The sequence below is a fragment of the Campylobacter concisus genome (assembly GCF_002913715.1).
In the GTDB taxonomy this organism is placed as follows: Bacteria; Campylobacterota; Campylobacteria; order Campylobacterales; family Campylobacteraceae; genus Campylobacter_A; species Campylobacter_A concisus_AG.
Window position 1 is genome coordinate 29,869 of record NZ_PPCE01000004.1, and the last position, 24,731, is coordinate 54,599.

23 protein-coding genes are annotated in these 24,731 nt (G+C 37.1%); 14 read left to right on the top strand and 9 right to left on the bottom strand.

Annotated elements, in window-relative coordinates:
* From pseF to CYO92_RS01225, 5 genes are read left to right on the top strand one after another with little or no spacing between them, the layout of a single operon-like run.
* Positions 1 to 681, top strand: coding sequence for a pseudaminic acid cytidylyltransferase (gene pseF / locus CYO92_RS01205; RefSeq protein WP_103588287.1), 681 nt, complete (start codon positions 1 to 3; stop codon positions 679 to 681).
* Positions 682 to 1,554 carry a UDP-2,4-diacetamido-2,4,6-trideoxy-beta-L-altropyranose hydrolase gene (gene pseG / locus CYO92_RS01210; protein ID WP_103588288.1) on the top strand — a complete coding sequence of 291 codons (873 nt, stop codon included), beginning with the start codon at positions 682 to 684 and terminating at the stop codon, positions 1,552 to 1,554.
* A complete protein-coding gene (gene pseH, locus CYO92_RS01215; protein WP_103588289.1) occupies positions 1,539 to 1,997 on the top strand; it encodes a UDP-4-amino-4,6-dideoxy-N-acetyl-beta-L-altrosamine N-acetyltransferase in 459 nt (152 codons plus the stop codon). The genes pseG and pseH overlap by 16 nt, the downstream gene beginning before the upstream one ends.
* Positions 1,998 to 2,000: 3 nt before the next feature.
* A complete protein-coding gene (pseI, locus tag CYO92_RS01220; RefSeq protein ID WP_103588290.1) occupies positions 2,001 to 3,032 on the top strand; it encodes a pseudaminic acid synthase in 1,032 nt (343 codons plus the stop codon).
* Positions 3,029 to 5,050, top strand: a complete 2,022-nt coding sequence (locus CYO92_RS01225) for a motility associated factor glycosyltransferase family protein (protein ID WP_103588291.1) — start codon at positions 3,029 to 3,031, stop codon at positions 5,048 to 5,050. The genes pseI and CYO92_RS01225 overlap by 4 nt, the downstream gene beginning before the upstream one ends.
* A 314-nt stretch (positions 5,051 to 5,364) precedes the next feature.
* On the opposite strand, the gene CYO92_RS01230 is transcribed toward CYO92_RS01225, so the two are convergent.
* Positions 5,365 to 6,870, bottom strand: a complete 1,506-nt coding sequence (locus CYO92_RS01230) for a flagellin B (protein ID WP_072595387.1) — start codon at positions 6,868 to 6,870, stop codon at positions 5,365 to 5,367.
* Positions 6,871 to 7,064: 194 nt separating this feature from the next.
* Between CYO92_RS01230 and topA the strand changes: the two genes are divergently transcribed.
* The 3 genes from topA (at position 7,065) to crcB (ending at position 10,962) form a co-directional block, all read left to right on the top strand.
* Positions 7,065 to 9,179 (top strand): type I DNA topoisomerase, encoded by a 2,115-nt coding sequence (gene topA / locus CYO92_RS01235; protein ID WP_103588292.1) that lies wholly within the window; start codon positions 7,065 to 7,067, stop codon positions 9,177 to 9,179.
* A gap of 590 nt (positions 9,180 to 9,769) precedes the next feature.
* On the top strand, positions 9,770 to 10,609 hold the full coding sequence (locus CYO92_RS01245; protein WP_103588293.1) for a biotin synthase: 840 nt from the start codon (positions 9,770 to 9,772) through the stop codon (positions 10,607 to 10,609).
* Entirely contained in the window at positions 10,609 to 10,962 is a 354-nt protein-coding gene (crcB, locus tag CYO92_RS01250) for a fluoride efflux transporter CrcB (protein ID WP_103588294.1), read from the top strand. The genes CYO92_RS01245 and crcB overlap by 1 nt, the downstream gene beginning before the upstream one ends.
* A gap of 418 nt (positions 10,963 to 11,380) precedes the next feature.
* On the opposite strand, the gene CYO92_RS01255 is transcribed toward crcB, so the two are convergent.
* Positions 11,381 to 11,863, bottom strand: a complete 483-nt coding sequence (locus tag CYO92_RS01255; RefSeq protein WP_103588327.1) for a hypothetical protein — start codon at positions 11,861 to 11,863, stop codon at positions 11,381 to 11,383.
* Positions 11,864 to 11,980: 117 nt separating this feature from the next.
* Here CYO92_RS01255 and CYO92_RS01260 point away from each other — a divergent pair, with 117 nt between their 5' ends.
* Genes CYO92_RS01260 through CYO92_RS01270 form a run of 3 tightly spaced genes read left to right on the top strand, consistent with a single transcriptional unit; the run spans position 11,981 to position 15,227 of the window.
* Complete coding sequence (locus CYO92_RS01260) at positions 11,981 to 13,144, top strand: cation:proton antiporter (protein ID WP_103588295.1); 1,164 nt, start codon at positions 11,981 to 11,983, stop codon at positions 13,142 to 13,144.
* 2 nt (positions 13,145 to 13,146) lie between these two features.
* Positions 13,147 to 14,424: a citrate synthase gene (locus CYO92_RS01265; RefSeq protein ID WP_103588296.1), complete on the top strand. Its 1,278-nt coding sequence runs from the start codon at positions 13,147 to 13,149 to the stop codon at positions 14,422 to 14,424.
* Positions 14,421 to 15,227: a 3'(2'),5'-bisphosphate nucleotidase CysQ family protein gene (locus tag CYO92_RS01270; RefSeq protein WP_103588297.1), complete on the top strand. Its 807-nt coding sequence runs from the start codon at positions 14,421 to 14,423 to the stop codon at positions 15,225 to 15,227. Before CYO92_RS01265 ends, CYO92_RS01270 begins: the two co-directional genes overlap by 4 nt.
* A gap of 3 nt (positions 15,228 to 15,230) precedes the next feature.
* Here CYO92_RS01270 and CYO92_RS01275 read toward each other — a convergent pair whose 3' ends face one another.
* From CYO92_RS01275 to CYO92_RS01305, 7 genes are read right to left on the bottom strand one after another with little or no spacing between them, the layout of a single operon-like run.
* Positions 15,231 to 16,787 carry a class I SAM-dependent methyltransferase gene (locus tag CYO92_RS01275; protein WP_103588298.1) on the bottom strand — a complete coding sequence of 519 codons (1,557 nt, stop codon included), beginning with the start codon at positions 16,785 to 16,787 and terminating at the stop codon, positions 15,231 to 15,233.
* An 8-nt stretch (positions 16,788 to 16,795) separates the two neighbouring features.
* Positions 16,796 to 17,293: a redoxin family protein gene (locus tag CYO92_RS01280; protein WP_103588299.1), complete on the bottom strand. Its 498-nt coding sequence runs from the start codon at positions 17,291 to 17,293 to the stop codon at positions 16,796 to 16,798.
* Between the two features lie 47 nt (positions 17,294 to 17,340).
* The gene (modB, locus tag CYO92_RS01285; protein ID WP_103588300.1) at positions 17,341 to 18,018 is read right to left on the bottom strand and encodes a molybdate ABC transporter permease subunit; all 678 of its coding nucleotides are present in this window, start codon (positions 18,016 to 18,018) and stop codon (positions 17,341 to 17,343) included.
* Complete coding sequence (locus CYO92_RS01290) at positions 18,015 to 18,872, bottom strand: sulfate/molybdate ABC transporter ATP-binding protein (RefSeq protein ID WP_103588301.1); 858 nt, start codon at positions 18,870 to 18,872, stop codon at positions 18,015 to 18,017. Before CYO92_RS01290 ends, modB begins: the two co-directional genes overlap by 4 nt.
* Complete coding sequence (locus CYO92_RS01295; RefSeq protein WP_103588302.1) at positions 18,869 to 19,264, bottom strand: TOBE domain-containing protein; 396 nt, start codon at positions 19,262 to 19,264, stop codon at positions 18,869 to 18,871. The genes CYO92_RS01290 and CYO92_RS01295 overlap by 4 nt, the downstream gene beginning before the upstream one ends.
* Positions 19,261 to 20,016, bottom strand: coding sequence for a molybdate ABC transporter substrate-binding protein (modA, locus tag CYO92_RS01300; RefSeq protein ID WP_021091730.1), 756 nt, complete (start codon positions 20,014 to 20,016; stop codon positions 19,261 to 19,263). The genes CYO92_RS01295 and modA overlap by 4 nt, the downstream gene beginning before the upstream one ends.
* Positions 20,017 to 20,799 carry a TOBE domain-containing protein gene (locus tag CYO92_RS01305; RefSeq protein ID WP_103588303.1) on the bottom strand — a complete coding sequence of 261 codons (783 nt, stop codon included), beginning with the start codon at positions 20,797 to 20,799 and terminating at the stop codon, positions 20,017 to 20,019.
* A gap of 165 nt (positions 20,800 to 20,964) precedes the next feature.
* Between CYO92_RS01305 and CYO92_RS01310 the strand changes: the two genes are divergently transcribed.
* Genes CYO92_RS01310 through CYO92_RS01320 form a run of 3 tightly spaced genes read left to right on the top strand, consistent with a single transcriptional unit; the run spans position 20,965 to position 24,724 of the window.
* Positions 20,965 to 21,675, top strand: a complete 711-nt coding sequence (locus CYO92_RS01310; protein ID WP_103588304.1) for an MlaA family lipoprotein — start codon at positions 20,965 to 20,967, stop codon at positions 21,673 to 21,675.
* A 2-nt stretch (positions 21,676 to 21,677) separates the two neighbouring features.
* A complete protein-coding gene (locus CYO92_RS01315) occupies positions 21,678 to 22,280 on the top strand; it encodes an ABC transporter substrate-binding protein (protein ID WP_087580771.1) in 603 nt (200 codons plus the stop codon).
* Positions 22,280 to 24,724 carry an efflux RND transporter permease subunit gene (locus CYO92_RS01320; protein ID WP_103588305.1) on the top strand — a complete coding sequence of 815 codons (2,445 nt, stop codon included), beginning with the start codon at positions 22,280 to 22,282 and terminating at the stop codon, positions 24,722 to 24,724. Before CYO92_RS01315 ends, CYO92_RS01320 begins: the two co-directional genes overlap by 1 nt.
* The last annotated feature ends 7 nt before the right edge of the window (positions 24,725 to 24,731 follow it).

Sequence of the window (24,731 nt, forward strand, 5' to 3'; positions counted from 1 at the left end):
ATGATCTGTATCATCCCAGCAAGAGGTGGCAGCAAGAGAATACCTGGCAAAAACATCAAAGACTTTTTAGGCAAGCCCTTAATCGCATATAGCATCGAGGCTGCGCTAAATTCTAAAGTTTTTAGCGAAGTGATCGTAAGCACCGATGATGAAATGATCGCAAATGTGGCTAGAGAATTTGGAGCTAACGTGCCATTTTTTAGAGATGCGAGCCTAAGCGATGACTACGCGACAAGCACTGACGTGATAAAAGACGCGATAAGGCGTGTAAAATCTAGTTTTAGTGACGTCTGCTGCCTTTATGCCACAGCACCGCTCATAACGGCTGAAATTTTAAAAGATGCCGCAGGAGAGTTTAAAAAGCAGGAGTGTAAATTTTTATTTTCAGCGACTGCGTTTGATTTCCCTATACAAAGGGCTATAAAACTTGATGAAAATGCTAGAGTTAGCATGTTTTATCCGCAGTTTGAAAAGACACGCTCGCAAGATCTTGAGCCTGCTTTTCATGACGCTGGGGCATTTTATTTTGGCAAAAAAGAGGCTTGGCTGGAGTGCAGTGCTTTGTTTGCGCCACATTCAAAAGCACATTTGCTGCCAAGAAATTTAGTCTGTGACATCGACACGCTAGAGGATTTTGAGTTTGCTAAGAAGCTTTATTTGATAAATAATGGAAAGATTTGATTGAAAGAATTTAAAGGACTCCCCTTGCTAAAAACGCTCGTGCGCGCTGATAGTAGCAGCAAGATAGGGCATGGGCACATTAGGCGAGACCTTTTGCTTGCTAAAAAATTTGGCGACATCTCATTTGCATCTTTGAGGCTAGAAGGTGACATTTTTGATGAGATAAACTACCCTAAATTTAGCCTAAGAAGTGGCGAGATAGATGAGCTTTGCGAGCTTATAAAAGATAATAAATTTGAACTTCTCATCATCGACCACTACGGCTTTAGCTTTGAAGACGAAAGAGCTATAAAAGAAAAAACCGGCGTTAAAATTTTATCATTTGACGACACTTACGAGAAACATTGCTCGGACTACATTTTAAACGTAAATTTATATGCGCAAAAGGCAAAATATGAGGGGCTGGTAGAAAAAAGCTGCGAGGTATTTTGTGGAAGTGAGTTTTTGCTGGTTAGAGATGAGTTTTATGAAGAAGCGCAAGTAAAAAGGGAGAAAATTTACGACTATGCTATTATTCTTGGAGGCACTGATATTTCAGGGCTAAGTGCTAAAATTTCAGAAAAACTGCTCCTTAAAAACCTAAAAATAGCCATCATAACAACAAGCGGAAATAAAAACTTGAGTGCCCTAAAAGAGCTATCAAGCAAGAGTGAAAATTTTAACCTTTTTGTAGATAGCAAAAACGTGGCAAGGCTGATGAACGAGGCCAAAATGCTCATCATAACAGCAAGCTCGCTTGTAAATGAAGCTTATGTTTTAGGGGCTAAATTTAAAGCCATTTGCGTAGCGGATAATCAAAAAGAGATCTTTGCTTGGCTAAAAGAAAATGGGTATGAAGCTTACTGGGGAGATGAAATTTGCTTAAGCTTATAAATTTTATCTCGCTTAATGACGAGCAAAAGCTGATGGTCTTAAAGTGGCGAAATGACGAATGTATAGCTAAATTTATGAAAAATAAAAGCGTTGGCAAAGAGGAGCATTTTGCTTTTTTAGAGAGATTAAAGAGCATTCAAGATAAGATCTATTTTCTAGTAAAAGACGAGGGTGAATTTATCGGAGTGGTGAGCTTCGTTGATATAACGAAAGAGAGTTGCGAATTTGGCGTTTATAAAAACCCGGAGCTAAAAGGAGTGGGCAACAAGTTGCTTGATCTCATAAAAGACTACGCTTTTTTTACATTAAAGGTTGGCTCGCTAAAGGCAAAAGCTTATAATAGTAACGAAAAAGCGCTCGCGCTTTATAAAAATTTTGGCTTTAAGATCTATGCAAAAGATGGTGAGTTTAGCTATCTTGAGCTTAAAAATAAAACGGACTAACGGATGAAAATAGGAAATTTTGATACAGACAAAAAGGTCTTTATAATAGCAGAGCTCTCCGCTAATCACAGCGGCAGCCTAAAAACGGCGGTAGATACGATAAAGGCAGCTAAGCGCGCTGGAGCTGACGCGATAAAGCTTCAGACATATACGCCTGATAGTTTGACTCTAAATTCGCACCTGGACGACTTTGTCATAAAAGGCGGACTTTGGGACGAGCGAAATTTATACGAGCTTTATCAAGAGGCGCTAACGCCAAAAGAGTGGCACGCCGAACTTTTTAAAGTAGCAAAAGAAGAAGGGCTTGTCTGCTTTTCAAGCCCATTTTGCAAGGATGACGCCAACTTTTTAGAGCAGTTTAACCCACCAGCTTATAAGATCGCAAGTTTTGAGGTAACGGATTATGATTTTGTAGAGTTTGTAGCCAAAAAAGGTAAGCCCATCATCATCTCAACTGGCATAGCCTATGAAGAAGAGATAAGAGATGTGGTACAAATTTGCAAAAACGTAGGCAATAGTGACATCGCCCTTTTAAAATGCACTTCAAGCTACCCAGCGCCGCTAAATGGTATGAATTTGCAAACGATAGCTGATATGAGAAAGAAATTTGGCGTAGAGGTTGGCTTTTCTGATCACACACTAGGTGTGACAGCCCCAGTTGTTGCGGTTAGTTTGGGTGCTAGGATAATTGAAAAGCATTTTATACTTGATAAAAGCGTAAAAAGCGTTGATAGCGCATTTAGCCTTGATGAGAGCGAATTTGCCCTTATGACAAAGTGTGTTAGGGAGGCTGAGGAGCTTTTGGGCAAAGTAAGCTACGAGCTAGATGAAAAAGCGGTTTTAAACAGGAGATTTTCACGCTCACTTTATGCAAGCGCAGATATAAAAAAGGGTGAAAATTTTAGCGAGCAAAATATAAGGAGCGTGCGTCCAGGGTACGGCCTGCACCCTAAATTTTTAAAAGAGCTGATCGGTAAAAAAGCAAAAAGAGATATAAAATTTAGCGAGAGATTAACAAAGGAGGATTTGATATGAATAACAAAAACGATAAGGCATCTAATAAAAAAGTAAAACCTTCTAAAGATAATGTATCAAATATCCAAAATCCTATCTTTCAAAAAAACCTTCAAGCACTATTTCAACAAGATGAAATTCTAGCAGCAAGGCTTTGGTCTATTGCAGGTAATGAAGACTATGAAATTTTTATAGGAAAAGATCCAATTGATATAAATTTAATAAACAAACATACTTTTAAATATATCTATGAAAATCCTGGAGCAGACATTTTAAAGCTACTTGAAGATATAGAAAGTGACTATAAACGTTATCCGATACTATTTTTTTATGGACTAGGCAATGGCGTACTCTATAAAGCACTAGCAAAAAATGAAACACACCAAAAAATCGTAGTCATAGAGCCAGAGATCGAGATCATATATCTTGTTTTAAATGTTATTGATCTATCAAATGAACTAGAAAGTGGACAGATAATACTTTTTTATTCAAAATTTGCAACCTATACGCATTTTTATTATCTGGTTACAGAAGCGAAACTAAACTCATATGCAAAAACCTATGATAATCTTATGATCCATATGCCCTTTTATGATCAATTTGAAGAGGACTACATAAGAATAAACAAAGAGATTACAAGGGCATTTTCTCAAATAGTAGTTGCTCACGGAAATAGCATAGACGATCTTTTATTAGGCACAAGACAAAATTGTGAAAATTTAGTGCCTATGATTAGCAATTATTGCTACACAAGTCTTGTTAAAAAAAGATATGGTCTTATGGATACAGCTATAATTGTATCAACTGGTCCAAGCCTAGATAAACAGCTTAATACGCTTAAAAAATTTGCTCCATATGTTAGCATTATAAGCGTTGATGCCTCTTACCCAATCCTTGCGAGGCATGATATCAAGCCTGATTATGTGATGTCGATTGAAAGAATAGAACCAACTTCTAGTTTTTTTGAAAAAAAACATCCAAATATTGATGACAATATACACTTTATTGTTGCCTCAGTTACACACAAGCAAACTATTAAAAATATCTTGCCAAGAAAACTAGTACTAACTATGAGACCTCAACAAGAGGAGTATATGTTTGGCCTAAAAAGATATGGATATTTGGGTGTGGGGCATAGTTGTGCAAACATGGCCTACCAACTAGCCTATGTCTTAGGACATAAAAATATCGTTTTCATAGGACAGGATCTAGCATTTGGTAAAGATGGAGCAAGCCATGCAAAAGGTCACGCCTTTGCGCAAGCGGATGAAAATTTATATGTTAAAGCTTATGGCGGAGAGGGAGAGGTTAAAACAACGTATGTTTGGACTCTATTTAAAAACCAGTTTGAAAATGATATCGCCCAATCAAGTCTAGAGAATATAAAATCATATAACTGTACCGAAGGTGGTGCTAGAATAGAAGGCACTATAGAAAAGCCGTTTTTAGAAGTAATGCATGAGCTTTGCAAAGACAAAGAGATTAAAAAACTGCCTGATATAAAAAAAGATAGTGAAACGACGGTAAATAAAAACCTTTTAAAAGCTTATAAAGTCATACTTGCAAAAATAAAAGCTCAAAGTGAAGTCAAACAACAAATAGAAAAAGTCTTTTTGGAGGTAGTGCCTAGTGTAGATAAACTACTTGAACTTAATAAAGAAAATAAAATAGAAAAAAAGCACTTTGATGAGCTTCTTAAAATAACAAAAAAGATAGATAAACTAAAAGATGTAATCGCAAAACGTAATTATCAAAAATATGTAGATAATATATTACAAATTTCAGTCTATTATCAAGAACTTGAGCTTGCAAAAATTTCTGTAGCGCCAAGTGACACAACCATCCAAAAAACCAACAAGCTTCTTATGTGGGTAAATATGCACAAATACTGGATGTTCTCTGCAGCTGGCGGACTAAATGCTGACATCGAAGTTACTAAAAAAGCTTCAAAAGCACTTGTTGCTGAGCTAAAAAAGAGAAAACTAATAACTAAAAACGAGATAGGAAAAGCGAAAGAAAATTTTATACTGAGTATATAAGCTAATTTGTAAGTAGAATTATTTTACTTACAGTCTTTTTATTTGGCTTACTAGTTTTAGTAAGCCTCTATCACAATTATAAATTTATAACACAACCCATTATAAACCACTAGAGCAAAGATAAAATAGATACATTACTATTTATTTTTAGTAGATAAAGCCCCAAAGTTAAACTCTGGGGCGTGGGTTTGCGTATTGTAAAAGCATTAACACTCTTAAGGCTTTGTTACTACGACAAAGCCTCTATCTAAAACCTTAATGAAACTATTGTAGAAGCTTCATTACGTTTTCGAGGAAACTTCACTCAGCTCCTACTATTGTAGTAGCTTCATTACGTTTTGTTGTACGCTGTTTGCTTGACTCATAGCATAAGCACCTGATTGAGCTAGGATGTTATGTTTTGAGAAGTTAGCAGACTCGCTAGCAAAATCAACATCTCTGATTTGAGACTCTGCTGATTTTACGTTAACTTGAGTTACAGTTATGTTATTAACTGTAGCTTGAAGTTGGTTTTGAACTGAACCAAGGTCTGAACGAACTTGATCTAGTGTTTTTTGAGCAGACTCAGCGATACTCATAACAGCCATCGCACCGCGAAGTGTCATAACACCAGCAGATTGAGCTACTGATAAAGCTCCACTCATTCTTTGGAAGCCCATAGCTGTTGCTAGGGTTTTATCTATTTGTCCTCTTATATCTCTTAGAGATACTGATTGTTGAGCACCACCATTAGCAGAGAATGCTAGCGATAGTTTAGCAACGCCACCAGCATTTAGCTTGATATCTCTACCATCAAGACGAACAAGGTTTAGTCTACCTACGAAACCGGTTAAAGATGTACCTTTAGCAGCTGCACCTTTACCGCCAAGACCCTTTGAGATGTCTTTACCAGAAGCTACGATAGCACGGCCATCACGGCTTGTTAATACCATTTTGCCTGTTTCAGCATCAACAGAAGCTTCAACACCAGTTTGATCTTTTACAGAGTTGATAGCATTTACAAGTGCACCGTTTGCATCATTTGCTTTAACTTCTAGATCGCCGATTTTAACGCCGTTGATTGTTAAAGACTGAATTAAACCACCGCCAATAGCAGCACTTGCTTTCCAAGTAACATCAGCTGTAGCTCTAACACCAGTTCTATCAGCAACTTTGTTGATGTTCTCGGCTAGAGCGCCAAGGCCTTTACCGATACCTGTTGAGATAGTAGCGCCTGTAACACCTACGTCGTTTACACCATCAACGTTTAAGAATTTAAGGTTTACTTCACCCATAGCTGTAAGTAGTCTTGAACTCTCAAAACGTGTAAGACCGATCTTATCAGACGTAGTCGCACCAATACTTGCTTTAACAGTTTGGTTTGAATAAGCACCTATTTGGAATTCTTTATTAGAGAATGTTCCGTTTAGTAGTTGCTGACCGTTAAATGAAGTAGTGTTACCGATATTATCAAGCTCTTCCATTAGACGAACGATATCAGCTTGCAATGCTTGGCGTGATTGAGTTGTTTGGCCGTCTTGAGCTGATTGAGTAGCTTTTGTCTTGATAGTATCAAGAATTTTTAGCTGCTCGTCCATAGCTTTATCGGCAACTTGAATGATACCAATAGCATCATTACCGTTTGCAATAGCTTGACCTAAAGCTGAGGCTTGACTTCTTAAGCTATCTGCGATAGATAGACCTGAAGCATCGTCTGCAGCTGTTTGAATCCTAAGACCTGAGCTAAGTTTGTTAAGTGACTTAGATAGGTCAGTGTTGTTGCTAACTGCGTTAGCGTGCGTGTTAAGTGCGTTTACGTTTGTGTTAATACGAAAACTCATTGTAAATCCTTTTAATTTTTTAGTTACGACTTCTTGTCGCACAAAAACTATATCGTGAAATTTTCTAAAAACTTTATAGGCATGAATGAAAAAATTTTTAAAATAATGAAGACGGATTTGATTTTTTTATGCCTTGATACTTTAAAAATTATTTTTGCTACAATTACGCCAAAAAATTCAAAGGCTATATATAAATGAAAAGCTTAATCATCGTGGAATCTCCCGCAAAAGCAAAGACTATCAAAAACTTCCTAGACAAAAGCTACAACGTCATCGCCTCAAAAGGTCACATCAGAGACCTGCCAAAAACAAGCTTTGGCATCAAGATAGAGGATGATAAATTTACCCCAGAGTACCGCATCAGCAGTGATCACTCCGCTATTGTAAAAGAGATAAAAGAACTCGCCAAAGCTGCAGATGAAATTTATCTCGCGACCGATGAGGATAGAGAGGGTGAGGCGATCGCGTTTCATATCGCAAATGCTATCGGCAAAGAGCCAACCAGTCTGCCTCGCATTGTCTTTCACGAGATCACCAAAAGCGCCATACAAAACGCTCTAAAAAGCCCAAGACACGTCGATATGAACAGCGTCAATGCCCAGCAAACAAGGCGCTTACTTGACCGTATCGTTGGCTACAAGCTAAGCCCGCTTTTAAATTTAAAGATACAAAAAGGCTTAAGCGCTGGACGTGTGCAAAGTGCGGCGCTAAAAATAATAGTAGATCGCGAGCGTGAAATTCAGGCATTTAAGCCAGTTGAATACTACACTATCGACACCGTTTTTAAAAAAGATCTAGACGCTGAGCTAGTTAAATTTGAAAACCAAAAGATCGAGAAGCTAACCATCCAAAATCCAGACCGCGCAAAATATATCATTGAAAATTTACAAAATGAGAAATTTAGCGTCCGTGAGATCGAGAGCAAGGATAGAAAGATCCAGCCAAGCCCGCCATTTATGACCTCAACGCTTCAGCAAAGTGCGAGCAACCGCCTTGGCTTTAGCCCTAAAAAGACGATGATGATCGCACAAAGCCTCTATGAGGGCGTGCAAACAAACGAAGGCTTCATGGGTGCGATCACCTACATGAGAACGGATAGCTTAAATTTAGCCAAAGAGGCCGTCGCAGCCGCTAGAGAGCATATCCTTCAAAACTACGGCAAAGAGTATCTGCCAGCCAAAGCGATAAGCTACACGACAAGCTCAAAAGGCGCGCAAGAAGCCCACGAGGCGATCCGCCCTACAAATTTAAACTTCACACCACAAATAGCGGCTAAATTTTTAGAAAAAGACGCGCTCAAACTCTACACACTCATCTACAATAGATTTTTAGCCTGCCAAATGAGCGCATGTGTGAGCCAAACGCAAAACGTCTATGTTGCAAGCGAAAAAGGCGAGTTTAAGATAAGCGGTAGAAAAGTGCTATTTGACGGCTTTTATAAGGTTTATGGCGAACTTGATAAAGATAAAATTTTGCCAAATTTAAAAAAAGGCGACGAGATGAGCTTGCAAAGCATAAAAAGCACGCAAAATTTCACCGAGCCACCAGCCAGGTACTCAGAAGCTGGACTTGTTAAAAAGTTAGAGAGTCTAGGCATCGGCCGCCCAAGTACCTACGCACCGACTATCACACTGCTAACTTCAAGAGACTACGTGAGGGTCGAGAAAAAGCAGCTCATACCAAACGAGATCGCATTTAGCATGATAGGCGTTTTGGAGGAGCACTTTAGCAACATTGTCGATAGTGAATTTACTTCACATCTTGAAGAAAAGCTCGATGAGATCGCACTTGACAAGGCTGATTGGCAAAAGGTGCTAAGCGACTTTTACTATCCATTTATGGGAAAAATTAGCGCTGGCAAAACTGGTATAAAAAGTCTAAAAACAGCCACTCCGATCGGCGAGAAGTGCCCAGAGTGCGGAAGCGAGCTAGTGCTTAGAAAAGGCAGATACGGTGAATTTATAGCTTGCTCAAATTTCCCAAAATGTAAATACTCAAGAAACGTCGCAAAAGATAATGAAAAGAGCGCAGGAACTGGCACTGCAACGGCAGCTAAGCCGAAACGCGATCTTAAAAAGCTTGACGTGCCATGTCCAAAATGTGGCGGCGAGATCGTCGAGAGATTTAGCAGGCGCGGTAAATTTTATGGATGTGCCAACTATCCAAAATGCGACTTCGTCTCAAACTACGAGCCAGTTGAGCAAAAATGCAACGAATGTGGCGGCGATATGATCAAAAAAGAGCTTAAAAAAGGCACATTTATAGAGTGCACAAAATGTAAGAAAAAGACGCTTATTTCTGAAAACTAAAAATTTCTAGCCAAATTTGAGCCCCTTGAGCCTAAATTTGGCTTTTATAAATTTGGGCTTCAAATACCTGATACCACCGCTAAGCTTAGACAGCATAAAGGGCAAAAACCTCGTCATCAACTACACTTAGTCAGATGGTAGCTTCACATCGTAGCACCCACTTTTTGGACTTTTTGATGAGCTTAGCGCTTTGTCAAATTTAAAAACTGGTCTTTTAAAAGAGAGAGCGGAAATTTACAATAGAAAGTAATGTCATAAAATTTAAATTTTTCGCATAGCTTTTAATAAATTTATATCTTGGAGAAATTTTAAAATTTATAGATATACGAACGCATGCAGTGCAAAATCGCTATCACATGCACTTCTAACGTGCAAAGAGCTTAGATGATTAAAGGGGATAAGGGGACGGCTCTTGGCTTCGCTAGCTCGCAGCTGCAAACAGACCGTAACTCAAGCCCCTTTGCCCCCCCCTTTTTTTTGAATAAAAATAAATTTATACATTTCATCAAACTATTTTTGCAAATTCATAAATCATCCTACTTAAATTTTAAACCTACCAAAGCTATAATACGCCCCAAAAAGGATGAAAAATGAAAACAATTATGCTCTGTGCGATATGCTCAGTCACTCAAGGAAACTGCGCCGAGGACTGCGCTTATTGCACGCAAAGTGCCAAAGCTGGCGCTGATATCACGAAATTTAAAGAAAAAAGCGTGCAGCAGGTGGTGGACGAAGCCAAAATGGCTTATAAAAACCACGCTCTTGGCTTTTGTTTAGTCACAAGTGGTGCTAGGCTGAATGACAAAAAGACCGACTACATCGTCTCTTTAGCAAAGGTAGTGCATAAAGAAGTACCAAATTTGATGCTCATCGCATGTAACGGTATGGCAACTTACGAGCAGCTTAGCGAGCTTAAAAAGGCTGGCGTTTTTAGTTACAACCACAACCTTGAAACAAGCCGAGAATTTTTCCCAAAAATTTGTAAAACTCACACTTGGGACGAGAGATATCAGACAAATTTAGATGCAAAAAGAGCTGGGCTCATGCTTTGTACTGGTGGTATTTACGGCGTTGGCGAGAGCGAGGCTGATAGGGTGAGCCTTAGAGCTAGTTTAAAAGAGCTTGAGCCATTTTCGTCACCGATAAATTTTTTCATTAAAAATGAAGCTCTAAGTCTAGATCTGCCTCCTCTTAGTGCGGATAAGGCCCTAAAAATAGTGCGCGACACCAAAAGTGCCCTACCAGAAACTAGAGTCATGATAGCTGGCGGCAGAGAGAAAATTTTAGGCGATAGACAATACGAGATCTTTGAAAATGGCGCCGATGCGATCGTCATTGGCGACTATCTCACCGCAAAAGGCGAGAAAGCTAGCAAGGATATCGAGGAGCTTACAAAGCGCGGTTTTAGCTTCGCTAGTATCTGTCACTAATGCTTGTAAATTTACTTTTCGCAGGGCTTGGAGGCTTTATCGGAGCTGGATGCAGGTTCTTAGCTGGTGAGCTGCTAAAATTTAGCCACTTTCCGCTAGCTACGCTTGGCGTAAATGTGCTTGGCAGCTTCATTATCGGCGTATTATTTTGTCTAAATTTAAGCCAAAGCGCAAGAGTATTTTTGGTCGTTGGCATACTTGGCGGCTTTACCACATTTTCAAGCTTTAGCCTTGATAGCGTGAAATTTTTACTAGAAGGCGAGCTGGTAAAAGGCTTTTTAAATATCTTTTTAAACCTTGTTTTTTGCCTACTTGCAAGCTATTTTGGCATTTTGCTTGGCAAGAGTTTATGAGAGTTTGCAAATTTAATAGAGCTTAAATTTTGCTAGATTTTCTTAATCGCATGCAGTGCTTTAGCACCATTGCATGCACTTTGAACGTGCGAGGGGATTGGGGGATTTAAAAAGGGGGATAAGGGGACGGCTTCGTAACTCGAGTCCCCTTGTCTCCCTTTTGAATAAAAGAACCTAAAAACAAAAAAGTCTGTATTTTTAAAAATAGAATTTTACTATTGCGAAAATTTTAAAATTCTATTCACTCGCAAGAATTGACTACTGATTTTAGGTCTCGCAAAGCTTGCCACTAAAATCAGAGCCGAAATTACTCGTTCATGAAATTTTAAAATTTACTTGACGCTTATCTAACTTGATAAATAAAAATTTGTCGTAGTTTTTAATCGCATGCAGTGCAAAACATGCCACATCCACCTTTTTACCTAGCTTCTACCTTTGGCATCTGAAGCATAAAATTTCTAGCTTCACTTAAAAGTACAGGCTTAAGCCCATCTACCAGAGTTTTTGGATCATAAATTCTCTCATATGAAAGTATTAAGACTCCATCTTTTTTAAGTAAAAAGTGGATTATTTCTATATTTTTACTGCTAGTTTTATCTTTTATGAGAGCTAAAATTTGATCATTCTCTTCGCTATAAAGCACTTCTTTAGCCTCTTTTATCTTCTTTTTTAGCTCAACAAGCATACTTTCACTTTTTATATTTTTGTCAAATTTCACTCTAAAGCTTACAAAATGCTCATCAAAATTTTCATTTTTTAAAAAGTAAAAGCTCTCATCTTTGGCTGTATTTTTCTTATAAAAAACGCTTCCATCAAATTTAAAACTTTGAACCAAACTTAGCTCGTCTGCAAAGCCAAAAATTCCAAAAAACATCAAGGCAAAAAATAGAAATTTACGCATAAATTTGCACTCCAAATTTTTAAAAATTTGTCGCCATTTTGCCCAAAAGTCGCTTAGCTTAATCAAAAAATAACAAAGCTTTTTATACAATCAAACATTTTTAATTTAAGGATCTTTTTGCAGTTACATCAAGCTAGCGAGCTTAGTATTCTTGTCGTTTTGGCATTTATCGTCTTTGCTTCGCCTTATATTTCTAAAATTTTACGCATTCCTGTCGCTCCTGCTGAGATAATACTTGGAGCACTGGCTAGCTACATCGGGCTTGTCGGCGAGAATGAGATGTTTAAGCTAATTAGCGAAGTTGGCTTTTTCTTTTTGATGTTTCTAGCTGGCATGGAGATCGATCTTAGAATGCTTATAAACATTGACCGCAAAATTTTACGTCTGGGGCTTATCTATCTTGCCCTCATCTACTCGCTAGCAACTGCACTTACGTTTAGTTTTGATCTTAGTTTGCTCTATATTATCATTATCCCAATAATGGCCGTTGGTATGATATTTACGCTATTTAAAGAGTATGGCAGAGATGTGAAATGGCTAAATTTAAGCATGCTTATTGCAACTATTGGTGAGCTTATAAGCATTACGCTTTTGACATTTATAGCAGCCTATTTGCAGTTTGGAGCTAGTATAAATTTATGGCTAACGATTGGCTATTTGATCTTATTTTTAGCTATCAGTGTGCTTAGCTTTAAAATTTTAGATGTGCTTTTTTGGTGGTATCCTGGGCTTAAAGTGATCCTTATGCCACACTACGATAAGGATGAAAAAGATATTAGGCTAAGCATTGCGGTATTTTTTTCGATGATTGCACTCATGCTTTATTTGAATTTAGAAGTTGCCTTTGGCGCGTTTATCGCAGGTATGTTTATAGCTACATTTTTTGATCATAAAAAAGACTTGCCACACAAGCTTTCAAGCTTTGGATTTGGATTTTTGGTACCGATATTTTTTATACACATAGGCTCAACCTTTAAACTCTCAAGCCTAAGCTCAAATGAAGTGATAAAAGATGCTATTTTTATATTTTGTGCGATGCTTACCACAAGGCTTTTTTCAAGTGTGTTATTTGTAGGAAAATTAGGATTTAAGGGGATATTTTTGTTTTCTCTCTCACAATCCATGCCGCTAACACTTCTAGTAGCAGTTGCTACTATCGCACACAGATCAGGTGAGATAAGTGATTATTCTTACTCATCTTTTATCCTAGCAAGCCTAGCTCAAGCTATAATAGGGACAATAATTATAAAATTTCTAATGCAATCAAGAAGTAAGGAGTAAAAATGCCATCAAATACAGCTACGCTAACTGATAACAGAACCGGCAAGAGTTACGAGTTTCCTATACTAAAAGGCACTATGGGACCTGACGTGATAGACATCTCGACATTTTTTAGTGATACTGGAATGTTTACTTTTGACAGAGGTTATACTTCAACTGCGATGTGTCGCTCAGCGATAACTTATATAGACGGCTTAAAAGGCGAACTAATGTATAGAGGTTATGATATCGCGTATTTGGCCGAAAATAAGACATTTTTAGACGTGGCATATTTACTCTTAAACAAAGAGATTCCAACAAATGATCAGTATATAAATTTTAAAACCGAGCTTAAAAAAAGAAGCTTTATACATGAAGGCATGATGAAGCTATTTGACGCATTTCCAGATAAGGCGCACCCTATGGCGATATTGCAAGCAGCAGTCTCAGCCCTAAGTGCCTTTTACTCAGATCACCTAAATATGGATAAACCTGAAGAGTATCACGAGATGGCTATGCGTATAATCGCTAAAATTCCAACGATCGCGGCCTTTAGTTACCGCTACTCACGCGGACTTCCTATCATCTATCCAAATTTAGATCGTGGCTTTACTGAAAATTTCCTCTACATGATGAGGGGCTATCCATATGAGCATGTCGATCTTAAGCCTATCGAGATCAAGGCACTTGACACGGTCTTTATGCTGCACGCAGATCACGAGCAAAATGCTTCAACAACGACTGTTAGAACCGTTGGCTCAACGCACGCTCACCCATACGCATGTATAAGTGCGGGCATCGGCGCACTTTGGGGCTGGGCTCACGGCGGGGCAAACGAGGGAGTTATACGTCAGCTTGAAGAGATAGGCTCTGTAGCAAATGTCGATAGATACATCGCTAGAGCAAAGGATAAAAATGATCCATTTAGGCTAATGGGCTTTGGCCACAGGGTCTATAAAAATTTTGATCCTCGCGCAAAAGTGCTCAAAAAAATGAGAGATCAACTCATGGACGAGATAGGCATCAACTCAGAGCTTATTAAAATCGCAAACCGCATAGAAGAGATCGCGCTAAATGATGACTATTTTGTGAGTAGAAATTTATATCCAAATGTTGATTTTCACTCAGGGCTCATCCTAAAGGCGCTTGGCATACCAAATAATATGTTTGCCGTCATCTTCGTCATCGGCAGGACTCCAGGCTGGATCAGTCAGTGGATCGAGCTAAAAGAGCAAGACACGATAAAGATAGTCCGCCCAAGACAGCTTTATGTTGGAGAGACAAACAGAACACCAAAATGAGTGAGCTTCTAAATTTAGCTAAAAAAGCAGCCGTTAATGCTGGAGCGCAAATAATGAAATTTTACTCTGCAGATAATACGGCTCTTAAAGTCTGCCTAAAAGATGACAGCTCGCCACTAACTAGCGCTGATCTAGCTGCAAATGAAGCGATAATAAAAATTCTAAGCAAAAGTGGGATAAAAATTTGCTCTGAAGAGAGTATCTTGCAAGAAAGCGATAAAGACGAGTTTTGGCTCGTAGATCCTCTTGATGGCACGAAAGAATTTCTAGCTAGAAATGGCGAATTTTGCGTTTGCATAGCGCTTATAAAGAAAGCTAGACCGATGCTTGGCGTGATATTTATCCCAGTTAGTAAAGAGCTTTTTTACGTTGATGAAAATGGCGCTTTTAAAGAAATTTTAGATGACAATGATGAAATCATAAAGAGAGTTGATTTAAATAAAAAAGATAAAAATTTAGACAATCTAATCTTTTCAAGTAGAAGAGGCGATGCCAAAGAGATAGAATTTATAGGACAGAGCTTAAATTTTGAGCAAAGGTGCATCGGCTCAGCCATAAAATTTTGCCGTTTGGTTGAATTTGGCGGAGCTTATTTGAGATTTGCCCCAAGCTACCTTTGGGACAATGCTGCAGGAGATGCGCTCGTAAATTTTTGTGGCGGAAAAGTATTTGACGCTAATAGCGGCAAAGAGATGAGCTACAAGCTTGCTAATTTAAAAAGTCCATTTTTCATAGCTCTCTCAAAAAACACACTAAATCTAAAAGATAAAATCACACAGCTATATAAGCAAAGTAAAATTTAAACCTTAAATTTCTTCTAGCAGATAAAGCATACTAGCTATTTTTGCTGTGCCTAGCACGTAGCTCATTATGTTTGCTGCGACTTTATCTTTTTTAAGCACTTTGCCATTTATGTCAAATATATCTTCGTTGTTCTCTTTAATAAATTTCAAAGCTTTTGCTGCGACATCTTCTAAGCTATTTTTACCATCAAGCAATAAAAGTATGTAATAATCGATATTGTTAAGCTTCCTTGAGATGCTAAATTTATTAGCAAAAACAATATCGGCATTATTTTTACGATTTAAAAAATATCTTACATAATTTATTAAATTTTGACTAAGCCTTGAATAGCCGGGCCTATACTCGATATTTTTTTGCTCATCTTTTAAGATCATTGCATCAGACGAGTTTGTTAAAATTCTTACAAAGGCGCTATAAACCATAAGCTTATCTTCTGGCAAAATTTCTAAAATCTGAGAAAGGTTTATGCTGGCTGGATACATCTTATAAAAGACCTCACAAAGCCATGATATGTCTTGTGGCATAGCGCCATAACTATCTTGCCACTCATTATCTTTCTTTATAAAATCTGCCACAACGTGAATTTTATTGATATCGCTTGGGCCTATTTGTTTATTGGCTATGCTCTCATAAGTCTTGCTATGGACTATTAGGCTTTGTCTAAATACTTTGTTGCTAATCATATCCATGAATTGCTCTAGATCGATTCTGTCCTTAAACTTATTATTTTTGTATTCATCTACTATGGCTGTGCCAACATCTGGGGTAAAAATATCATCAAGCGTATACTCACAAAGATAAGTAAGCTCATTTTTGGCAAGCATGGCATTAAAATCTTTAAAATAAAATGGATCATTTGTATATTCTAAAAACTCATGAGCTATGTAAAAATCATCTTTTGAGAGCACATGTTCTGTTATGAAAAGAAGCATCTTAAGGGGTATTTTTCCCTCATAAATTTCTTCATTTCTTGTTAGCAAATATTCTTTATAGACTAAAAGTGCTTCTTTGGCTGCTTTTAACCTCTCTTGCATGCTCTCTTTATCTTTTGCGGCAAGTAGCATTATATCCCTTACGATATCTTTTACTTTCCAGCCAGGATAAACATTATAAGAGATAAATGCCACGCCATTTGCACTTAAATTCTCTCTTACGACTTTTAATATAGCTTCTTTTACAAAGTCAGGCACCCAGCTAAAAACACCATGAGCAATGATATAGTCAAATTTCTCATCACTTTTAAATTCGCAAATATCGCCGTGTATAAGCTCTAAATTTGTAAGCCCCATTTCTTTAACGATCTCTTGTCCGCGCCTTATCTGCTCGCCACTAAGATCTATGCCAACTACTTTTGCATTTTTGTTGTTTACTGCAAATGGGATCAAATTTCCACCGAAGCTACATCCTATCTCTAAAACTCTTGCATTTTCGCATGGCGGTGGAGTTATGCCAAGAAGTGTCGCACAAGCTTCAAGCCTATATGGCGACGATTGGGCAAAAGCTATTGATTTATAAGTTAGCTCATCATAAGACTTCTCAATTTTGCTATTTTGGCTCATTTTAGCTCCTAGTAGTCTTTTTCTTTGATTTTTTCTAGCATATTTTTAGCATCATTCTCAGGATCATCCACTATATATGCGCGCCTTATCTTGCCATCTTTTATGATGAGTGTTTGTCTAAAGTAAAATTTATGTCCATTTGATGCAGAAAAAACCGGAAGCTCAAGCGCCCTTTCAAGCATAAACTCACTATCGTTTAGAAACATGACTCCAGCCGAAGTCTCTTCTTGAAATTTCTTTTGAGCTGCGATATCTTGTGAGCTAATGGCAACTACCATAAAACCAAGATCGTTAAAACCTTTTAAAAATTTCTTGTAGTTTATCGCTTGTTTGGTGCAGCCCTTCATGCCCGCAGTATTTTGTAATTGCTCGCTTAAAAGACCAAAGTCCTCGCCTATCTTTGGATAGATGAAAATAACGCAGTCGTGTGTCCTTGCAAAGGCGGAAAAATCAAATTCCTTACCATCTAAGGTATTTAAATATATACTTGTAGGCACTTTTATCATACTTCATCCTTTAAAATTTTTACTATTATATCTTTATAAGCTTTGTCTTAAGCTTTTTTAGAATTTAAAAGATAAACTACGAAAAGGACAAAAAAGCTAATTATTAGCATCAAAAGTGCATAGATATGAGCCTTGGTGTAATCAAGCATTTCAACCGCTTCAAATATCGCAATGCTCGCAACCTTACTCTCTCCAGCTACGCTACCACCTATCATTAAAACAACACCAAACTCACCCATGGTGTGAGCAAAGCTAACGACAGTAGATGTTAATAAATTTGATCTGATACTTGGCAAAATCACCCTAAAAATAGTCGTGAGCTTATTTTTACCAAGGCTATAACTTGCTTCAAAAAGGCTCTTTTTTAGGCTATTTAGCCCAGCATAAATCGGCCCAAACATAAATGGCAATGAATAGATACAACTTGCCACAACAAGACCTGTGAAGTTAAAAACAAGCCTAACTCCAAAAATTTCTTCAATAAATTTACCAAAGGCCGAATAAGGCGAAAGAAAAATGAGCAGATAAAAGCCAAGAACACTTGGTGGCAAGACCAAGGGTAGTGAGATTACCGACTCTAAAAACGACTTGCCAAAAAATTTCTTTTGAGACATAAAATAGGCAAGTGCGATGCAGACAAAAAATAAAATAAAAGTTGTTATAAAAGATAATTTTAGTGATAGCCAAAATGGCTCGTAATCGATACTTTTTAACTCGTCTATCATGCTTTTTCCAAATTTACGCTAAATGCTTTTGTGCTAACTACTACCATATCGCCTGCTTTTAGATTTATTGCTTCGCTGCTACTTAGCACCACTTCACAAATTTGGCGGTTTATTAACACATTTGCTACGAAGATCGTATCACGTTTTTTTATCTCTAAAATTTTAGCATTAAAGGCAAATTTCTGCGATCCTGCACTCTTTAAAAATATCTCACTTGCACTACCTGATCTTGAAATTTTGCCGTTTTCAAGAACAAAGACTTTATTGCAAAGCTTATAAATTTCAGCGATATCATGGCTTACTAAAATAATGCTCATCTTAAACTCATCATGAAGTGCTAGTAAATAGTCTTGAAGTTTCTCACGCATGGCATTATCAAGCGCACTTAACGGCTCATCAAGTAGTAAAATTTCAGGCTTTCTCATAACCGCACGAGCCAAAGCAACACGTTGCTTTTGACCGCCAGAAAGAGTGCTAATTTTTGCATTTTTTAGGCTGGTTAGACCGCAGATATCAAGAAGTTTATTTGCTAGAGCTAGATCGTTTTTTGCAAAGAGTAAATTTTTAAAGACATTCATATTTTCAAAAAGTGCGTAGTCTTGAAATAAAAAGCCGATATTTCGCTTTTGTGGAGCCAAATTTGTCTTTTCATCAAAGAAGATTTTATCCCCAACTCTTATAAAGCCACTTTGTGGTGCTTCAAAGCCAGCGATCAAGCGTAAAATGGTGGTCTTTCCGCCACCGCTTGCTCCATAAAGTGCGACAAAATCACCACTTTCAAAGCTAAGGTCGGCCTCAAGTAAAAATTTTCCGCCACCGCCATTTAGCTCTTTTTTACAAGAAATTTCTATCATTTTTGTGTACTTATGTGAATGCTTGTAGATTTTATATAGGCAAAGACTTCATCGTTTTCACCTACGTTCATGGTTTTTAATGCGTGATTTGAGATAATAGCTTCGAAGTAAATTCCGCCACACTTTAAGCTAATAACACTTAAAATTTCACCAAAATTTATAGCTTCAATCACGCACTTTAGCTCGTTTTCAAGCGAGTTATTGCTTAGTTTGTCTTTTGCCAAGATAACATCGGAGCTTTTAAAACCTAAGTCGACCTCATCATCTAAGGCAAATTTGCTAGCCTCATTCAAGACTAGCATAAATAAATTCGCCTCTAAATTTAGACCCTTTAGCTCAAATAAGCTAACGTCATCTTTAGTTAAAATTCCAACGATCTTTGCTCTTATCATTTAGCTGGAACGTTATAGCCAAATTTCTTGAAAATTTCTCTTGATTTATCACCTAAGATAAACTCATAAAATGCTTTTGCATCATCATTTTTTTCAGCATGTTTTAGAAGAACTATGCCTTGATCTATCGGAGTGTATAGCTCTTGTGGAACAAAGATGTAATTAACGCCCTCTTTGTATTTTGCCATTTTCTCATCAAAAAGTGCGCTAGCTGCGATAAAACCTACATCAGAAGCACTTAATGCTTGAGATAGAGTTTCAGAAATTTTTTGAGCATAGACGATATTTTTTTCTACTTCGTCATAAAGCTTTGCGTTTTTAAGAGCCTCTATACTAGCTTTGCCGTATGGTGCAGTTTGTGGATTTGCGATAGAGATCGCTTTTAAGCCACGAACAACTTCGATACCTTTTTTGAAATCAACATTTCTAATAGAAAAAATAGCAACAGCGCCTTGTGCATAAACTTTTGGAGCAGCTACTGCAAATCCTGTGTCATAAGCTTTTTGAGCAAAGCCCATATCAGCAGCCATGAATATATCAGCTGGAGCTGAGTTTTGGATCTGAGTAACAAGACCGCCGCTTGCGCCAAGAGTTAGGTTGATTTTAGCATCTGGATGAAGCTTGTTAAACTCTTTTATAAGCTCTGGAAATGCGTATGTTGTGTTTGCTGCAGCATATACATTTACTTCAGCACCAAATGCGTTTATGGCAAGCAAAGCCGCCACACATAAAAATTTAAAAACTTTTCTCATTTATACTCCTATAATGATTTGAGATGATTTTACTATTGCTAAAAGTGTATCGCCAACACCTATTTTCATCTGGATAGCACTATCTTTTGTGATGATAGCAGTTAAAGTCTGTTCATCACTTAGTTTTAAAGTGATTTCAGCATTTACAGCACCTATCTTTGCTTCAATCACCTCGCCTTTTAATTGATTTTTTGTGCTTATTTTTATATCTAGATCTTTAGCCAAAATAACAGCTGGAGCTTTAAAAATATAAATAACTTTTTGTCCAACTTTTAGTCCTAAATTTTTCTCACTTTCAACCGTGATGTTTGACTCAAGCGTGCAGCCATTACTTAGTTTTGCAATTATTTGAGAATTTACCGCACCGCGGTTTATGCCAATAATCTCACATGAGAGCTGATTTCTGGCACTTAAGTTCATATTCATTCTTTGAAGATTTATAATATCTATATCCTCAAAATCTACTTTTTGACAAATTTTTTGCAAAAAATCCTTTTGAGTCTCAAGAATGGCATCATAAATTTTTATCAGTTTATTGGCATACTCGCTTAGTTCAGAGCCACTATTTTTTTTATTTCCATCAGCTCTAATAATAAGCGGCTTGCTACTTTTGTTATTTATCGTATCAAGGCAGTCCCAAGCATTTTTATATGATATGCCAACCAATTCTGCTGCTTTTGTGATACTTTTTGTCTCTTTTATGGCCTTTAATAATGTAATATGTTTAGCTAAAACCTGTGTATCTTCGCCTAAAAATAGTTCTAAATTTATATCTGCTTTCAAAATTTTTACCTTTACTATATTGGAGAATAATTTGTGAAGTATATCTAATTATATTAATCCTTAAGCTTAAAGATTTAAGCCAATTTATAAATTTCTCTTAATTTCTTGTAAAGTTTTTAAAAGATAAAATCAAGCTACATTTTATAAATAAAAATAAGGCTTAGTATGAAATTTTTGCTTTCTATCTTTTTTAGTTTGCTTTTAGCCTGTGCTAATACGGACATAAATACGAATAGTGAAAGCGACGAATTTGATGTTGAATTTGAAGCAAGAAAAGATGTTTTTGACCCGCTTAGTGGTTACAATAGAATGATGACACATGCAAATGACTTTATCTATGTAAATATGCTAACTCCAGTGGCAAAAGGCTATGCATACGTTGTGCCAAAAACAGCTAGAACAATGGTTTCAAATTTCTTTGATAATCTGCTTTTCCCAGTTCGCTTTGTAAACAATCTACTTCAGTTTAAATTTCAAAATGCTGGCGAAGAGACATTGAGATTTTTAGCAAATACGATAATAGGTTTTGGCGGACTAACAGACGGAGCAAAATACTACAATCTCAAAGCTCACGATGAAGATTTTGGACAAACGCTTGGATATTGGGGGCTTGGCAGCGGTTTTCATATCGTTTGGCCACTTATTGGACCATCAAATTTAAGAGATACTGGTGGTATGGTCGGAGACTATTTTGCTGATCCTATTAGCTACGTTGATCCTATACTTTTATCAACTGGCATTAAGTCATATAGAGCGTTTAATAGCTTTTCGCAAGATCCAACTGCTTATGAAAAACTAAGAAAAGATGCTATTGATCTTTATCCATTTTTACGCGATGCTTACGAGCAAAGACGCGACAAGCTTATCAAGGAGTAAATATGAAAATTTTAAAAATTCTAACTATGATTTTACTTTTTACAACTAGCCTTTTTGCTATTTCAAAAGAGCAGATCAAGCCTGAAGTAGAGATGAAAACAACAAAGGTTATTGAAATTTTAAAAGATACAAATTTAGACAATAATGCAAAGACAAAAGAAATTTTTGCTCTTCTTGATCCATTTTTTGACTATAAACAAATGGCAAAGATTAGCCTTGGCAAACGCTACAACAGCTTAAGTAGCGACGAGCAAGCTAAATTTGACGCAGCATTTGAGCAAAAACTAAAAAGCTCATACATAGATAAACTTTTAGGCTACAAAGACCAACAGATCCACATCACTGGCGAGAGCGAACCTCAAAAAAATAGATACTGGCTAACATCTGAGCTTATAAATGATGGCAAGAGCTACGAATTTGTCTATAAATTTTATGACGCTAAAGAGCGTGGATGGCTCATTTACGATCTTGATATCGTTGGTGTAAGCATCATTCAAACTTATAGAAGTCAGTTTGGCGATGTGCTAAATAACGCTGATTTCAATACTCTTTTACAAAAGCTAAACGAAGCTGTTTTGCCTGATCAAAATAAAACTAACCCTTAATGCGACAAATTTTTAAATTTATCATTGCCAAAAACAAGCTTATTATTGCTCTAATTTTAGCTTTAAGCGTAGTTTTTGGCTATCTTAGCACCAAGCTTAGCGTTGATGCGTCAGCTGAAACGCTACTGCTTGAGCATGATCCTGACTTAAAAGCTTATAGAGAGATAGCCAAACGCTACGATGCACCTGGATTTTTAGTGGTTGCTTTTACTCCAAAAGATGATCTTTTTTCACCTAAAAATTTAGAACTTATCAAAAATTTAGGCGATGAACTAGCTAAAAATGATATGGTAAATAGCGTCATCTCTATAATAAATATTCCGCTTTTAAATAGTGTAAAAGGCGGGATTACTGGTATCTTAGATCATACTCCAACGCTGCAAGATAAAGATATAAATATTTCAAAAGCAAAGCTTGAGTTTGCCAAAAGCCCGATTTACAGCGGAAATTTGATAAGCAAAGATCTAAAAACTACAGCGATTGCTCTAAATTTAAAACAAGATGAGAAATTTAATGAGCTTGTAAATGAAAGAAATTTGCTTAGCCAAAAAGAGTCAAACGGTACGATCACACAAGCTGAGCGACTTAAGCTAGAGGCTCTTGCCTATGAGTTTAAAGCCTACCGAGATGAGCTTAGAAAGAGCGATCACGAAAACCTTGAGGCCATAAAAGCAACCATAGCTAAATTTAACGCAAATGACGAGCTGTTTTTAGGTGGTGCAAATATGATCGCTGATGATATGATAGGCTTTATAAAGAGCGATCTTTTGGTCTATGGCTTAAGCGTACTTGCTCTTCTTAGCTTTAGTTTGTGGCTATTTTTCAGGCAGGTTAGATGGATAGTTTTGCCGATGTTTATATGTGCCGTAAGTGCCATTTTTACGACCGGAATTTTTGGTATATTTGACTGGGAAGTGACGGTCATTAGCTCAAACTACATCGCACTTCAGCTCATCATTACTATTTCAACAGTCATCCATCTAGTCGTTAGCTATAGAGAATTTTTCACAAAGCATCCAAAATATAGCCAAAATCAGCTAATTTATCTAACGCTTCGTGATAAATTCTCTCCATCTTTTTGGGCGATATTTACCACGGTTATTGGCTTTAGCTCGCTTATGAGTGCTGACATAAAGCCAGTTATCATGCTTGGCATTATGATGAGCACTGGCATTAGCGTTTCGCTTGTACTTGCGTTTTTGCTATTTGGCGCGATAAATGTAAATTTAGAAAAATTAGCTCCCATTAGAACCTTTGAAAATAGCTTTAAATTTACAAAATACTGCGCAAATTTAGCCTTAAACTCAAGAAAGATTATCTACGCAGTTTGCGCTCTAGTTGTCTGTTTTGGCGTTTATGGTATCAGCAAGATAAAGGTTGAAAATAGCTTCATTGGCTACTTTAAAGAAAGCACAGAAATTCGCCAAGGAATGCAAGTTATTGATACCAAACTTGGCGGCACGATACCAGTTGATGTGATAGTGAAATTTAAAGAGCAAAAACAAGATAAAAATACCGAGCAAGATGAGTTTGAAAATGAGTTTGAAAGTAATGCCAAGGATGCGAAATACTGGTTTAATAGCTATCACACAAGGGTTGCTGAGAAGATTCACGACTATATAAAAGAGCAAAAATTTGTCGGACATGTAAGCTCGCTAGCAACCCTTATAAAAGCCATAAAAGAGCTAAATAACGGTGCGAGTGATGATTTTTTATTAGCTGCAATGTATGAGAAATTGCCACAAAACTATAAAAATATCTTATTAAGCCCTTATGTGAGCGTTGAAAATGACGAGCTTAGATTTAGCATAAGGATCGTCGATAGCGACTCTGAGCTTAGACGAAATTTATTTCTAAAAGAGCTTAGAGAAGGGCTAGCACAGCTTACTAAAAATGACAATGTAAGCATAGAAGTGGCCGGCATGATGGTGCTTTATAACAATATGCTTCAAAATTTACTTAGCTCGCAAGTTGATACCTTTGGGCTAACTGTTGCTATACTTTTTGTCATATTTTGCTTTATTTTTAGAAGCATAAAGCTAGCAACCATTGCGATTGTTTCAAATTTAATCCCACTTTGCACACTCTTTGGTGTGATGGGATTTTTTGGCATTCCGCTTGATGTAATGAGTATCACGATCGCAGCCATTAGTATAGGTATCGGCGTTGATGATATCATTCACTATATCCACCGCTTTAAAGAAGAAATGCTTACAAAAAGCGTTTTTGAGAGTATTAAAGCTGCTCACGCAAGCATCGGATATGCGATGTATTACACATCGTTCACTATTTTTCTTGGCTTTAGCGTGATGATAACTAGTAACTTTATCCCAACTATATATTTTGGCTTACTAACCGATCTTGTTATGGTATTTATGCTTCTTGGTGCGCTAATCATCTTGCCAAGCCTAATAGCAAGCTTTGTAAAAAAGCGCGATATTTAAGCTAAAT

Coding starts and splice junctions, on each gene's coding strand:
- CYO92_RS01290 (WP_103588301.1), bottom strand. CDS start 18,872: ATGATAGAAATTTCTTGTAAAAAAGAGCTAAATGGCGGTGGCGGAAAA.
- pseF (WP_103588287.1), top strand. CDS start 1: ATGATCTGTATCATCCCAGCAAGAGGTGGCAGCAAGAGAATACCTGGC.
- CYO92_RS01245 (WP_103588293.1), top strand. CDS start 9,770: ATGAAAACAATTATGCTCTGTGCGATATGCTCAGTCACTCAAGGAAAC.
- pseI (WP_103588290.1), top strand. CDS start 2,001: ATGAAAATAGGAAATTTTGATACAGACAAAAAGGTCTTTATAATAGCA.
- CYO92_RS01310 (WP_103588304.1), top strand. CDS start 20,965: ATGAAATTTTTGCTTTCTATCTTTTTTAGTTTGCTTTTAGCCTGTGCT.
- CYO92_RS01255 (WP_103588327.1), bottom strand. CDS start 11,863: ATGCGTAAATTTCTATTTTTTGCCTTGATGTTTTTTGGAATTTTTGGC.
- CYO92_RS01225 (WP_103588291.1), top strand. CDS start 3,029: ATGAATAACAAAAACGATAAGGCATCTAATAAAAAAGTAAAACCTTCT.
- modB (WP_103588300.1), bottom strand. CDS start 18,018: ATGATAGACGAGTTAAAAAGTATCGATTACGAGCCATTTTGGCTATCA.
- CYO92_RS01265 (WP_103588296.1), top strand. CDS start 13,147: ATGCCATCAAATACAGCTACGCTAACTGATAACAGAACCGGCAAGAGT.
- CYO92_RS01230 (WP_072595387.1), bottom strand. CDS start 6,870: ATGAGTTTTCGTATTAACACAAACGTAAACGCACTTAACACGCACGCT.
- topA (WP_103588292.1), top strand. CDS start 7,065: ATGAAAAGCTTAATCATCGTGGAATCTCCCGCAAAAGCAAAGACTATC.
- CYO92_RS01270 (WP_103588297.1), top strand. CDS start 14,421: ATGAGTGAGCTTCTAAATTTAGCTAAAAAAGCAGCCGTTAATGCTGGA.
- CYO92_RS01315 (WP_087580771.1), top strand. CDS start 21,678: ATGAAAATTTTAAAAATTCTAACTATGATTTTACTTTTTACAACTAGC.
- crcB (WP_103588294.1), top strand. CDS start 10,609: ATGCTTGTAAATTTACTTTTCGCAGGGCTTGGAGGCTTTATCGGAGCT.
- CYO92_RS01275 (WP_103588298.1), bottom strand. CDS start 16,787: ATGAGCCAAAATAGCAAAATTGAGAAGTCTTATGATGAGCTAACTTAT.
- modA (WP_021091730.1), bottom strand. CDS start 20,016: ATGAGAAAAGTTTTTAAATTTTTATGTGTGGCGGCTTTGCTTGCCATA.
- CYO92_RS01280 (WP_103588299.1), bottom strand. CDS start 17,293: ATGATAAAAGTGCCTACAAGTATATATTTAAATACCTTAGATGGTAAG.
- CYO92_RS01320 (WP_103588305.1), top strand. CDS start 22,280: ATGCGACAAATTTTTAAATTTATCATTGCCAAAAACAAGCTTATTATT.
- CYO92_RS01295 (WP_103588302.1), bottom strand. CDS start 19,264: ATGATAAGAGCAAAGATCGTTGGAATTTTAACTAAAGATGACGTTAGC.